At 73.7% G+C, this 12,825-nt stretch carries 11 protein-coding genes; 3 read left to right on the forward strand and 8 right to left on the reverse strand.

Features of this window, described 5'->3' with window-relative positions; genetic code table 11:
• Positions 1 to 690 precede the first annotated feature (690 nt).
• The 4 genes from uvrC to rsgA form a co-directional block, all read right to left on the reverse strand.
• The gene (gene uvrC / locus C8054_RS29570; RefSeq protein WP_107162449.1) at positions 691 to 2,628 is read right to left on the reverse strand and encodes an excinuclease ABC subunit UvrC; all 1,938 of its coding nucleotides are present in this window, start codon (positions 2,626 to 2,628) and stop codon (positions 691 to 693) included.
• A gap of 76 nt (positions 2,629 to 2,704) precedes the next feature.
• Positions 2,705 to 3,190 carry a Rieske (2Fe-2S) protein gene (locus tag C8054_RS29575; protein ID WP_107162450.1) on the reverse strand — a complete coding sequence of 162 codons (486 nt, stop codon included), beginning with the start codon at positions 3,188 to 3,190 and terminating at the stop codon, positions 2,705 to 2,707.
• A gap of 201 nt (positions 3,191 to 3,391) precedes the next feature.
• Positions 3,392 to 6,334 carry an excinuclease ABC subunit UvrA gene (uvrA, locus tag C8054_RS29580; RefSeq protein WP_107162451.1) on the reverse strand — a complete coding sequence of 981 codons (2,943 nt, stop codon included), beginning with the start codon at positions 6,332 to 6,334 and terminating at the stop codon, positions 3,392 to 3,394.
• A gap of 131 nt (positions 6,335 to 6,465) precedes the next feature.
• On the reverse strand, positions 6,466 to 7,545 hold the full coding sequence (gene rsgA, locus C8054_RS29585) for a ribosome small subunit-dependent GTPase A (RefSeq protein WP_107162452.1): 1,080 nt from the start codon (positions 7,543 to 7,545) through the stop codon (positions 6,466 to 6,468).
• Between the two features lie 188 nt (positions 7,546 to 7,733).
• Between rsgA and C8054_RS29590 the strand changes: the two genes are divergently transcribed.
• Both C8054_RS29590 and C8054_RS29595 read left to right on the forward strand, forming a co-directional pair.
• Positions 7,734 to 8,450, forward strand: coding sequence for a maleylpyruvate isomerase family mycothiol-dependent enzyme (locus C8054_RS29590; RefSeq protein WP_107162453.1), 717 nt, complete (start codon positions 7,734 to 7,736; stop codon positions 8,448 to 8,450).
• A gap of 8 nt (positions 8,451 to 8,458) precedes the next feature.
• Positions 8,459 to 9,112, forward strand: coding sequence for an MBL fold metallo-hydrolase (locus tag C8054_RS29595; protein ID WP_107162454.1), 654 nt, complete (start codon positions 8,459 to 8,461; stop codon positions 9,110 to 9,112).
• Positions 9,113 to 9,157: 45 nt separating this feature from the next.
• Here the strand turns inward: C8054_RS29595 and C8054_RS29600 are convergent, their stop codons facing one another.
• Together C8054_RS29600 and C8054_RS29605 are read right to left on the reverse strand one after the other, a co-directional pair.
• The gene (locus C8054_RS29600; RefSeq protein ID WP_107162477.1) at positions 9,158 to 9,766 is read right to left on the reverse strand and encodes a DedA family protein; all 609 of its coding nucleotides are present in this window, start codon (positions 9,764 to 9,766) and stop codon (positions 9,158 to 9,160) included.
• A 91-nt stretch (positions 9,767 to 9,857) separates the two neighbouring features.
• Positions 9,858 to 10,532, reverse strand: a complete 675-nt coding sequence (locus C8054_RS29605; RefSeq protein ID WP_107162455.1) for a methyltransferase — start codon at positions 10,530 to 10,532, stop codon at positions 9,858 to 9,860.
• A gap of 179 nt (positions 10,533 to 10,711) precedes the next feature.
• Here C8054_RS29605 and C8054_RS29610 point away from each other — a divergent pair, with 179 nt between their 5' ends.
• Complete coding sequence (locus C8054_RS29610; RefSeq protein ID WP_091059998.1) at positions 10,712 to 10,915, forward strand: cold-shock protein; 204 nt, start codon at positions 10,712 to 10,714, stop codon at positions 10,913 to 10,915.
• 50 nt (positions 10,916 to 10,965) lie between these two features.
• Here the strand turns inward: C8054_RS29610 and C8054_RS29615 are convergent, their stop codons facing one another.
• Complete coding sequence (locus C8054_RS29615) at positions 10,966 to 12,234, reverse strand: MFS transporter (RefSeq protein ID WP_107162456.1); 1,269 nt, start codon at positions 12,232 to 12,234, stop codon at positions 10,966 to 10,968.
• On the reverse strand, positions 12,231 to 12,806 hold the full coding sequence (locus C8054_RS29620; RefSeq protein WP_107162457.1) for a helix-turn-helix transcriptional regulator: 576 nt from the start codon (positions 12,804 to 12,806) through the stop codon (positions 12,231 to 12,233). Before C8054_RS29620 ends, C8054_RS29615 begins: the two co-directional genes overlap by 4 nt.
• Between the last annotated feature and the right edge of the window lie 19 nt (positions 12,807 to 12,825).

Raw genomic sequence — 12,825 nt, forward strand, 5'->3', positions numbered from 1 at the left:
ATGCCTCCCAGGGGGATGGGGGATACGCGGGCGCGGGGGACGCCTGCGTGCGGGGGAAGTGTGCGGTGGGCCCGGCGGCCGATCAGGTGGCCTGCTCAGGGGCCCGGCGCGACCGGGGCCACACGGGGTGGCCGGGTCGGCGGCTCCGGGGGATGTAACGACGGCCGGTGGCCGGTCATTCCGACCGGGGCTGCCAGCGGCCCGAGGGCCGGGCTCCACGCGGTCTGCCAGGTACAACGCCCCGCCCCCGGCCCCGATTCCCCCGAGCCGGTGACCCCGACCACCCCAAACCCGACACCCCCCAGACGACCCCCTGGGTGAGCCTGCCCGAACCGAGCGCCGGGAGATCTTGGTACCGAACGGCCCCTCCGGGGGCCGAAACGCTCCAAGATCTCCACCGTTCCCGTCATCCAGAACAATCATCCCATAAATCGAGAATCTCCCGGATGAAGCATCCACACCCCACCGGGTCACCCCGTCGATCATGAAGTTGGCCGGCCGACATGCCGACAGCACGGCAGCCAACTTCATGATCACCGGAGGACCGGGTTGCCGAGCCGGGCACAGGTGGGGCCGGCCCGGACACGGGCAGGCCGGGCGGGGTGCGGCCGTGATCAAGGGGTTGGTGTCCCAGCGGCTCGCCGCGGTGACGTCAACGCCTTGATCAACAGGCTGTGCGAGGGCGGCCGGTCAGGACGGGGTGGGGGCGGGGTCGCTGTCGAGGGCGGCGAGGATCGCCTCGGCGGTACGTCGGCCGACGCCGGGCACCTCGGTGATCTCCTCGACCGTGGCCCCGGACAGCCGCTTCAGCGAGCCGAAATGCCGCAGCAGCGCCTTGCGACGGACCTCGCCCAGGCCGGGGACGTTGTCGAGCGCCGACTCGGTCATCCGCTTGGAGCGCCGCTGGCGGTGGAACGTGATGGCGAAGCGGTGGGCCTCGTCGCGGACCCGTTGCAGCAGGTAGAGCGCCTCCGAGGTGCGCGGCAGGATCACCGGGAACTCGTCGTCGGGCAGCCAGACCTCCTCCAGCCGCTTGGCCAGCCCGCACAACGCCACGTCGTCGATGCCCAGCTCGGCGAGGGCCTTCGCGGCGGCAGCCACCTGCGGCGGGCCGCCGTCGACCACCACGAGCTGCGGCGGGTACGCGAACCGGCGCGGTCGCCCGGTGGTCGGGTCGATGCCGGGGCGGTCGGGGTCGGCGGCGGTCTCCTCGCCCAGCTCTCCGGTCTCGGCGCGGGCGTCGAGGTAGCGGGCGAAACGCCGGCGCAGCACCTCGGACATGGCGGACAGGTCGTCGGTGGCGCCGCGCACGATGAACCGGCGGTACTCGTTCTTGCGGGGCAGCCCGTCCTCGAACACCACCATGCTGGCGACCACGTCGGTGCCCTGGATCTGGGAGACGTCGAAACACTCGATGCGCAACGGCGACGTCCGCATGTCGAGGGCGTCGGCGATCTCGTCGAGGGCCTGACCGCGGGTGGTCAGGTCACCGGCGCGCTTGAGCTTGTGCCGGGTCAACGCGTCCTTCGCGTTGCGCTCGACGGTCTCCAGCAACGACCGCTTGTCACCGCGCTGGGGCACCCGCAGCGAGACCCGGCTCCCCCGGCGGGTGGAGAGCCAGTCCGCGAGCGCGTCGGCGTCACCGGGCAGCTCGGGGACGAGCAGCTCCCGTGGGACGTCGGCCTCGCCCTGCTCGCCGCCGTAGACCTGGGTGCAGAAGTGGTGCACGAGGTCGCCGGTGGTCAGTTCCTCGGTCTTCTCCACCACCCAGCCGCGCTGGCCGCGCACCCGGCCGTCACGGACGTGGAAGACCTGCACCGCGGCTTCGAGGGGGTCGTCGGCGAACGCCACCACGTCGGCGTCGGTGCCGTCGCCGAGCACCACCGTCTGCTTCTCCATGGCACGGCGCAGCGCGGCCACGTCGTCGCGCAGCCGGGCGGCGCGCTCGAACTCCAACTGCTCGCTGGCGTCGAGCATCTCCTTCTCCAGCCGGCGGACCATGGTGTCGGTCCGGCCGGCCATGAAGTCGCAGAAGCCGGTGACGATCTCCCGGTGCCGTTCGGCGGTGACGGTGCCGACGCACGGCGCCGAGCACTTGCCGATGTAACCCAGCAGGCAGGGCCGGCCGACCTGGCCGGCCCGCTTGAACACCCCGGAGGAGCAGGTGCGGGCCGGGAAGACGCGGAGCAGCAGGTCGAGCGTCTCGCGGATGGCCCAGGCGTGCGAGTACGGCCCGAAGTAGCGCACCCCCTTGCGCTTCGCGCCGCGCATCACCTGGAGGCGCGGGTATTCCTCGTCGAGCGTGACCGCGAGGTAGGGGTAGGACTTGTCGTCGCGGTAGCGGACGTTGAACCTCGGGTCGTACTGCTTGATCCAGGTGTATTCCTGCTGGAGCGCTTCCACCTCGGTGGCGACGGTGATCCAGTCGACCGACTCGGCGGTGAAGACCATCTGCCGGGTGCGCTGATGGAGGTTGACCGGATCGGCGAAGTAGGAGTTGAGCCGGCTGCGCAGGTTGCGCGCCTTGCCCACGTAGATCACCCGGCCGGTGCCGTCGCGGAACCGGTAGACCCCTGGTGACTCCGGGATGGTGCCGGTCGCGGGACGGTAGGTCGAGGGGTCAGCCACGCGCCAAGCGTAGTCCGCACCCCCGACACCCCACCGTCGCCGCGCCCCGCCCGGCCGGCGGGGGCACGGCGACCGGTCAGGCCAGCGTGATCTGGTCGCCGCTGACCTTGATCTCCTTGGCCGCGAGCGGCTTCGTGGCCGGGCCCTGCTTCACCGACCCGTCGCTGATCGAGAACCGGCTGTTGTGGCAGGTGCAGTTGATGGTGCCACCGTCGACGTTCGACACCGGGCAGCCCTGGTGCGTGCAGATCGGGTCGAAGCCCTTGAACTGGCCCGCCTCGGGCTGGGTGATCACCACGCCCTTGCTGGCGTACACCGCGCCGCCGCCGACCGGGATGTCGGTGGTGCGGGCCAGCGGAGCGCTGCTGTCCCGGTTGCCGCCGCCGGCGTCGCCGGTGGCGCTGGCGCCGGGCGGTCCGCCGCTGGTCGGGGCCGCTCCCGGGGTGGCGTCGTCCTCGCCGCAGCCCGCCAGCACCACGGCCGCGCCGACCGCGCCGGCGCCCGCGAGCAGGGCCCGGCGGCTCTGGGTGACCGGTCCGGTCGGCACCTGGTCGTCAGTCATCTCCGGCCTCTCTCTCGGCTGTCGCCAGCGGTCCTGATCCGTGGCCACACTGCGGTACACGCACCAGGGTGGCGCGCGGTTCATACCGGCGCGTCACGATCCGCGTACATCCGTGGCCGGACCGGCCGTGGCGGCCCGTCCGGGCCCGCGTCGGTCAGCACGGACGGGCCGGGGTCAGGCCCGTCCGCGCGTACGCGTCGGTCAGCGCGCCGCCGCCGGCACCTTCCGGGCCCGCGACTTGGTGGTGCCGTTGGCCTTGGCCGCCCGGGTGGTGGCCGCCTTGGCGCCCTTGGCGTCGCCGGCCAGCTTGAGGATCGGCCGCAGGAACTCGCCGGTGTGGCTCTCGGGCACCTCGGCGACCTCCTCCGGGGTGCCGGTGGCGAGCACCGTGCCGCCCCGGTGACCACCCTCCGGGCCCATGTCGATGAGCCAGTCGGCCGTCTTGATCACGTCGAGGTTGTGCTCGATGGTGATCACCGTGTTGCCCTTGTCGACCAGGCCCTCCAGCACCATGAGCAGCTTGCGGATGTCCTCGAAGTGCAGGCCGGTGGTGGGCTCGTCGAGCACGTAGACCGTCCGCCCGGTGGAGCGCTTCTGCAGCTCGGAGGCGAGCTTCACCCGCTGCGCCTCGCCGCCGGAGAGCGTCGGCGCGGGCTGGCCGAGACGCACGTAGCCCAGGCCGACGTCGACGAGCGTCTTGAGGTGCCGGTGGATGGCCGGGATGGCGGAGAAGAACTCGGCCGCCTCCTCGATCGGCATGTCCAGCACCTCGGCGACCGTACGGCCCTTGTAGTGCACCTCGAGCGTCTCGCGGTTGTACCGCGCGCCCTTGCACACCTCGCAGGGGACGTAGACGTCCGGCAGGAAGTTCATCTCGATCTTGATGGTGCCGTCGCCGGAGCACGCCTCGCAGCGCCCGCCCTTGACGTTGAACGAGAACCGGCCCGGACCGTACCCCCGGACCTTGGCCTCGGTGGTCTCGGCGAAGAGCTTGCGGACGTGGTCCCAGACGCCGGTGTAGGTGGCCGGGTTGGAGCGCGGGGTGCGCCCGATCGGCGACTGGTCCACGCCGACGACCTTGTCCACGTGCTCCAGGCCGGTGATCCGGGTGTGCCGGCCGGGCACCAGCCGGGCGCCGTTGATCTGGTTGGCGAGGACCGTGTAGAGGATGTCGTTGACGAGCGTCGACTTGCCCGAGCCGCTGACCCCGGTGACCGCGATGAGCTGACCCAGCGGGAAGCTGACGGTGAGGTTGCGCAGGTTGTGCTCGCGCGCGCCGTGCACCACCAGCTCCCGGCCCGGCGTCTGCGGACGGCGGGTGGCCGGCGTCGGGATGGCCTTGCGACCCGCCAGGTAGGCGCCGGTGACCGACTCGTCGTTGTCGAGCAACGCCGGCACCGAGCCGCTGTGCACGATCTTGCCGCCGTGCTCGCCCGCGCCCGGGCCGATGTCGACGATCCAGTCGGCCACCCGGATGGTGTCCTCGTCGTGCTCGACCACGATCAGCGTGTTGCCCAGGCCGCGCAGCCGCAGCAGCGTCTCGATGAGCCGGTGGTTGTCCCGCTGGTGCAGGCCGATCGACGGCTCGTCGAGCACGTAGAGCACGCCGACCAGACCGGAGCCGATCTGGGTGGCGAGCCGGATGCGCTGCGCCTCGCCGCCGGAGAGCGTGCCCGCCGGCCGGTCCAGGGAGAGGTAGTCCAGCCCGACGTCGAGCAGGAACTTCAACCGGGCGTTGATCTCCTTGAGCACGCGCTCGGCGATCATCTTCTGCCGGTCGGTCAGCTCGATGCCGGCGAGCAGGTCGGCCGCCTCGCCCACGGAGAGGTTGCAGACCTCGGCGATGCTCTTGCCGGCCAGCGTGACCGCGAGCACCTCCGGCTTGAGCCGGGCGCCGCCGCAGGCCGCGCACGGCACGTCCCGCATGTACCCCTCGTACTTGTCGCGGGACCACTCGGACTCGGTGTCGGTGTGCCGGCGCTCGATCCACTGCACCACGCCCTCGAACCCGGTGTAGTAGGAGCGCTCGCGACCGTACTTGTTGCGGTAGCGGACGTGCACCTGGTCGTCGGAGCCGTGCAGGATCGTCTTCTGCGCCCGCGACGGCAGCGCGCGCCACGGCGTGTCGACGTCGAAGTGCTGGCTCTCGCCGAGCGCCTCCAGCAGGCGCAGGAAGTATTCCAGGTTGTGCCCGGTGGACCAGGGCTGGATCGCGCCCTCGCGCAGCGTTCGCTCCGGGTCCGGGATGATCAGCTCGGGGTCGACCTCCTTCTTGGTGCCCAGGCCGGTGCACTCCGGGCAGGCGCCGTAGGGCGCGTTGAAGGAGAAGACCCGGGGTTCCAGGTCCTCGATCGCCAGCGGGTGGTCGTTGGGGCAGGCCAGGTGCTCGGAGTAGCGGCGCTCGCGGGCCGGGTCGTCCTCGGCCAGGTCGACGAAGTCGAGCAGCACCAGGCCGCCGGAGAGGCCGAGCGCGGCCTCGACCGAGTCGGTTAGCCGCTGCTTGGCGCTCGCCTTGACGCTGAGCCGGTCGATGACCACCTCGATGGTGTGCTTCTCCTGCTTCTTGAGCTTGGGCGGCTCGGTCAGCGGGTGCACCACGCCGTCGACCCGGGCCCGGGCGTAGCCCTTGGCCTGGAGTTCGGCGAAGAGGTCGACGTACTCGCCCTTGCGACCCCGCACCACCGGCGCGAGCACCATGAACCGGGTGCCCTCGGCCATCGCGAGGAGCCGGTCGACGATCTGCTGCGGGCTCTGCTTGGAGATCCGCTCGCCACAGATCGGGCAGTGCGGCTCACCGATGCGGGCGAAGAGCAGCCGGAGGTAGTCGTAGACCTCGGTGATGGTGCCGACGGTGGATCGCGGGTTGCGCGAGGTGGACTTCTGGTCGATGGAGACGGCGGGGCTGAGCCCCTCGATGAAGTCGACGTCGGGCTTGTCCATCTGGCCGAGGAACTGCCGGGCGTACGACGACAGCGACTCGACGTAACGGCGCTGCCCCTCGGCGAAGATGGTGTCGAACGCCAGGCTGGACTTGCCCGAGCCGGAGAGCCCGGTGAAGACGATCAGGGCGTCCCGGGGCAGGTCGAGACTGACGTCACGCAGGTTGTGCTCGCGCGCGCCACGGATGATCAGACGGTCGGCCACGGTGCGTGTGCTCCCGGAAGAATAATGTGAGGCGAAGTCTGTTTTTCCCGAATTGCGGGGCGCGGGGAAAGCGCCCCGGCAACTCTAGCCCCGAGGTGTGACAACTTCCGGCGCGCGGACATTCCCCCAGTTCAGAGTGCGCCGGGAGTGGGCGGCGTCGCCGGACGCCCGGTGCGTCGCCGCCCACCGCGCCAGCCGCCCCGCCGCTCGGCGGCCACCCGGGCCGCGCGGCGACCGCTCTCGTACGCCAGCTCCCGCTGCAACCGGCGCCAGCTCTCCCAGCGGCGGGCCGGCAGCGCGCCGCTGTCCAGCGCGTCCCGCACCGCGCAGGCCGGCTCGGCGTCGTGCGCGCAGTCGGCGTACCGGCAGCCGGTGGCCAGCTCGGCGATGTCGGCGAACGCCCGGTCCAGGCCGGTGGCGCCGTCCAGCAGGCCGACCGCCCGGACGCCGGGGGTGTCCAGCACCGCGCCCCCGCCCGGCACCGGCACCAGCGCCCGCCAGGTGGTGGTGTGCCGGCCCTTGCCGTCGACCCGGCGGATCGCCTGGGTGGGCATCACGGCCGCCCCGGCCAACGCGTTGACCAGGCTCGACTTGCCCGCCCCGGACGGGCCGAGCAGGCCCAGCGTGCGCCCCGGCGCGACGTGCCGGCGCAGCGGCGCCAGGCCGGTGCCGCGCTCGGCGCTGACCGGCAGCACCGGCACCCCCGGGGCCAGTTCGGCGAGCTGCCGGGCCACCGCGGCCGGGTCGGCGGCCAGGTCGGCCTTGGTGAGCACCACCAGCGGCTCGGCGCCGGATTCGTGCACGAGGGAGAGCAGGCGCTCGATCCGGGCGGCGTCCGGCGTCGGGTGCACCGGCTCGATCACCGCGGCGGTGTCGAGGTTGGCGGCCAGCACCTGGCCGCTGGCGTCCTTGCCGGCGGTGCGCCGCACCAGCGCGGTGCGCCGCGGGAGCACCGTCTCCACGGTGACCGGGCCGTCCGGCCAGGTGGCCAGCAGCACCCAGTCGCCGGCACAGGGCAACGCGGTCAGGTCGCGGGCGGCGGCGGCGAGCACGCCGCCGCCGAGGCTCGCCCGTACCGGCCCCGCCGGGCACAGCACGGTGCACACGCCGCGGTCCACCCGGGCCACCCGCCCGGGTCGGTGGTCGGCACGTCGATCGAGGTGGGTCGCCCGGTCGGCGTCCCAGCCGAGGGCGGTCAGGTCGAGGGTCATGGCATCCTCATCGAGGTCGTGGGGATCAGGGCGGACACACGCGCGGGGACCGGCATGCGCACCACCTCCCTCCGACTCCCGGCGTCACGGCGCGAAGCCGTCGGCCCCGACGGTAGGACGCCCGGCGACGCGCCGAAAGCGATTTCCCCGGCGGCGCGGCGCGGGCCGGCCCGCTACTGTCGAACCCGATGACGACTGACCCCCTGCTGCTGACCGGCGAGCTGGCCGAGGCGAACGACCGGCTGCTGCGTACCGTGACCGCCCTGGCCGCCGCGGACGTCGCGGCGCCGTCGCTGCTGCCGGGGTGGACCCGCGCGCACGTGCTCACCCACCTGGCCCGCAATGCCGACGGGTTCGTCAACCTGCTCACCGCCGCGCGCACCGGCGCGGACATCCCGATGTACGCCTCGGTCGAGGCGCGGAACGCCGACATCGAGGCGGGCGCCGGACGCGGCCCGGCCGACCTCCTGGACGACCTGCGTCGCAGCGGCCAGCGCTTCGACGTGGCGGTGGCGGAGATGCCGCCCCGGGCGTGGGGCGCGATGGTGCGGGCCCGGCGCGGCCCGTGGCCGGCGGCGCTGCTGGTCTGGGGGCGGCTGCGCGAGGTCGAGGTGCACCACGTCCACCTGGCCACCGGCTACCGGCCGGCGGACTGGCCGGACGCGTTCGCCCAGCGGCTGCTGCACGAGGTGGCCACCGGGCTGGCCGACGACCCGGCCGCGCCGGCCATGGTGCTGCGTCCCGACGGCCCGGCGCGCGACCTCGTCGTGGGCGACCCCGGGGGCGCGCCCACGATCACCGGCACCGCGCCGGAACTCGCCGCCTGGCTGACCGGCCGGGGCACGGGCGAGCTGCTCACCGTCGATCCCGACGGCCCCCTGCCGAACCCACCGGAATGGATCTGAACCCCGTCATGACCTACACCGGAGACGTCACGCCCGGCGGCCCGCCGGCCGTGCGCGAACTCGACCGGCTCACCGTGACCAAGCTGTCGGTGGGCCCGATGGACAACAACGCCTACCTGCTGCGCTGCCGCGCCACCGGCGAGCAGGCGCTGATCGACGCCGCCAACGAGGCGCCCCGGCTGCTGGAGCTGGTCGGCGACGGCGGGCTGGCGACGGTGGTGACCACCCACCGGCACATGGACCACTGGGTCGCGCTGGAGGAGGTGGTCGCGAAGACCGGCGCCCGCGCGCTGGTGCACGCCGACGACGCCGAGGGCCTGCCGATCGCCGCCGAGCCGCTGCACGAGGGCGACACGGTCCGGGTCGGCGACTGCGAGCTGGAGGTGATCCACCTGCGCGGGCACACCCCGGGGTCGATCGCGCTGCTCCACCGCGACCCGGCCGGCACCCCGCACCTCTTCACCGGCGACTCGCTCTTCCCCGGTGGCGTCGGCAACACCGACCAGGACCCGGAGCGGTTCGGCCGGCTCATCGACGACGTCGAGGCGAAGCTCTTCGACCGGCTGCCGGACGAGACCTGGTTCTACCCGGGTCACGGCAAGGACAGCACGCTCGGCGCGGAGCGGCCCGCCGTGCCGCAGTGGCGGGCCCGCGGCTGGTGAGCGCGCCGGGCCCGGCCTCCCCCGTGGCGGCCGGGCCCGGCCGCGTCAGCCGGTCACCGCGCGCAGCCGACGGCGGGTGCCGAGCAGCACCGGACCGGCCAGCACCAGCCCGACCGCCATGGTGAGCACCGTCGGGTCCGGCGCGCCGGGCAGCAGCGCGGTCAGCGTCCGCGCGGCCAGCCCGAGCGCCACGTAGAGCCCGGCCCACGCGGTGGCGCCGAGCGCCGCGCAGGTGACGAACCGCCGGTACGGCATCCGCAGCCCACCGGCGGCCAGCGGCAGCAACGCGTTGAACACCGGCAGGAACGGCGCCACCAGCACGATCCGTCCGCCGCCCCGGTGCAGCAGCGTCTCGGCGGCGGCCCAGCGGGACTCGCCGATCCAGCCACCCAGCCGGCCGTTGCGCAGCCGGCCGCCCCAGCGCCGTCCGGCGAGGAAGCTCAACGACCAGCCGGCCAGGCAACCGGCGACCACCGCCGCGACGGTCGCCGCGCCGCCGGCCGGCCGGCCCGAGCCGACCGCCGCCAGGACCGCGGCGTCGCCGGGCACCAGCACCCCGAGCAGGGGTACGGCGTCGGCGAGCATCACCACACCCAGCAGGCCCATCAGCAGGGTGGTGGGCAGCTGCCCGAACTGGGTGAGCAGGTCCGTCATGCCGAGCACGCTATGCCCGACCGGCCATCCGGCACATCGGGCGTGATCCCCCAGCCGTCCCGGAGATCCCCTCCGGATGATCCCCGAGGGCTCAGCGGGGGCGCAGCACCTGGACCCGGCGTACCGGGGAGTCGACCGAGGGCTCGGTGGTGGGCACCGGGTAGCTGGCCACCAGTTCCAGCCCGGCCGGCGGCAGGTGGCCCCGGTCCGGGTCGCCGACCAGCACCTCGACGCCATGGTCCGCGCACCGTCGCAGGTAGGGCAGTACCCGCGCGGCCAGCCCGGCGTCGTAGAGCGCGTCGCCGGCGACCAGCAGGTCGACGCCGGCCACCCCGTCGAGCAGGTCGTCGCTGTCGACGGCCACCCGGACCCGGTTCGCCCGCGCGTTGACGGTGACCGCGGCCACCGCGTACGGGTCGACGTCGTTGGCGACCACCCGGTCGGCGCCGGCGAGCGCGGCGGCGATGGCGACCAGCCCGGATCCGGCGCCCAGGTCGAGCACGCGCCGCCCGGCGGCGAGTTCGGGGTGGTCGAGCAGGTGCCGGGCCAGCGCCTGCCCACCGGCCCAGACCGAGGCCCAGTACGGCGGCGGGAGCGACCGCCCGGCGGCGGCCTCCATCCGCGCCCACCACAGGATGGCGTCCTCGGCCAGGTGCAGCCGCACCTCGGGCACGAACGGCGTGGCCACCAGGCGCAGGCGGTCGGGGCCCGCACCGGGCGCCGTGATCTCCCGTTCCAGGTCGGCCAGCGCCGTCGTTGTGCTCATCCGGGCAAGCATGCCGTGCCCCGGGTCGGGTCGGGGAGGGTTTCCGGTTCGCAGGTATTCGTGAGCCACGCCGGCACTTCCGCCAGCGGATCCGGGTTCGGGCGGTTACTGTCGAGGAGGTACAGGGGCGATCACCGACCGCGGGTCGGTGCTCACCCGCATTGAACAGGGAGAGACGCATGGCAACCGGCACGGTCAAGTGGTTCAACTCGGAAAAGGGCTTCGGCTTCATCGAGCAGGACGGCGGAGGCCCGGACGTGTTCGTCCACTACTCGGCCATCCAGAGCGGCGGCTACCGCGAGCTGAACGAGGGCCAGAAGGTCGAGTTCGAGGTGACACAGGGCCAGAAGGGCCCGCAGGCGGACAACGTCCGTCCGATGTGACGTAGTGCCGGTGGCGGCGGTCGGGCTCCGACCGCCGCCGCAGCGCGTCGTCAGGCGGGTGCCGCCGGCAGCTCACGTCGCCGGCGGAGCGGCCCGATCAGCAGAATCAACGGGGTGAGCGCCAGCCAGGCGGTCATCAGTCGGATCGCGCCGCCCGGCCCCCAGGCGGCGCCCAGCATGCCGGCCAGCAGCGCGGCGAGCGGGATGGTGCCGTAGTTGAGCAGGTGCATGCTCACTGTGACGCGGCCGAGCAACCGGTGCGGCGTGTACGTCTGCCGGAAGCTGCCCTTGACCACGTTGCCGACCGCCACGCCCAGGCTCACCAGAGCGCCGCCGAGCACCAGCCAGGCCACCCGCGCGCCGGGGCCGGCGAGTGGGATCAGCAGCGCGGGCGGCCCGGTGAGCGCGCCGGCGAGCAGCAGCGCGCGGGCGGTGCCGAGCCGCCGGGCCAGCCGGGCGGCCAGCGCCGCGCCGACGACCCCGCCGACGCTGGCCAGGCCGATCAGGAGGCCGACCAGGCCGGCCGGCAGCCCGGCCGAGCGGACCAGGAAGACGACCAGCACCGCCTGGTAGCCGGTGAGCCCGATGTTGCTCGCCGCGCCGAAGACGGTCAGCACCCGCAGGTACGGGTCCCGGGCGACGAAGCGCAGTCCGTCGGCCGCGTCCCGGCGCAGGGACGCCGTCCCGGCGGCCCGGCGCGGGTGCGGCTCGACCGCGCGGATGCGGTGCAGACACCACGCGGACGCCAGGAAGCTCACCGCGTCCAGCGCCACCGCGGTCACCGCGCCGGCGAGCTGGGCGATCAGCCCGGCCAGCCCGGGGCCGAGCAGGTAACTCGCGGTCTGGGTGGCGTGCAGTCGGGCATTGGCCGGCGGCACCTGCTCGGGCGGCAGCAGGGTGGGCAGGTAGACCTGGTCGGCGGTTTCGAAGAACACCCGGGCCAGGCCGGCGCCGAGCGCCACGACCAGCAGGTGCCCGACGGTGAGCAGGTCGAGCAGCGCGGCGACCGGGACGCCGGCGAACAACGCGGCGGCGACCAGGTCGGCGGCGATCATCACGGGCCGACGGCGGACCCGGTCGACCCACGCTCCGACCGGCAGACCGGCCAGCAGCCAGGGCAGCCAGGCCGCGGCGGTCAGCACCGCCACCTGGAACGTGCTGGCGTCGAGCACCGCCACGGCGACCAGCGGCAACGCCACGGCGGTCATGTTGCTGCCCACCGCGCTGATGGTGTGGCCGGTCCAGAGCAACCGGAAGTCGCGGTGCCGGAACAGGCCACCGGGCGCCACCGCCGGCGGCGCGCCGGCCGGGGCGGTCACGGTCGGGCCGGGACGCCGTGGGTGAACACGAAGACCGGCTCGCGGCGCTGCCCGTCGTCGGGGACCGGACGGTCGGCCCAGCGGCCGAACAACGCGATCACCTCGCGGCTCAGCTCGGCCAGCTCGTCCGGGGTCAGGTGCAACCAGTGGTCGGTGCTGAACGGCGCGTCGCCCCAGGCGGCGTGCGTCTCGTCGGCGGCGGCGTGCCAGGCCCGCACCAGGGCGGTGTGCCGCTCCAGGTTGAGCGAGCCGGCCGCGTCGGCCACGACCCGGGTGGACGGGTCGTCGTCGAAGTCGGACTCGGACCACCGCACGCCTCTGCTGCGCAGCTTCCACCAACGTTCCCGCCGGTCGCGGGCCAGCTCGGGCGCCTCGACCAGCAGGTCGGCGGCGGCCAGCACCTTCAGGTGGTGACTGACGTTCGCCGGGGCCTGGTCGGTGCGCTCGGCGAGCAGGCCGACGGTGCACGGGCCGTACACCTTGAGCACGTCCATGAGGCGGCGGCGCAGCGGATGGGCGAGCGCGGCGAGCACCCGCGAGTCGGTGACCTGGCGCACGGTGGGTTGGTCCATGCGGCCGAGTCTTACATTC

This window comes from Micromonospora sp. RP3T, assembly GCF_003027925.1.
In the GTDB taxonomy this organism is placed as follows: domain Bacteria; phylum Actinomycetota; class Actinomycetes; order Mycobacteriales; family Micromonosporaceae; genus Micromonospora.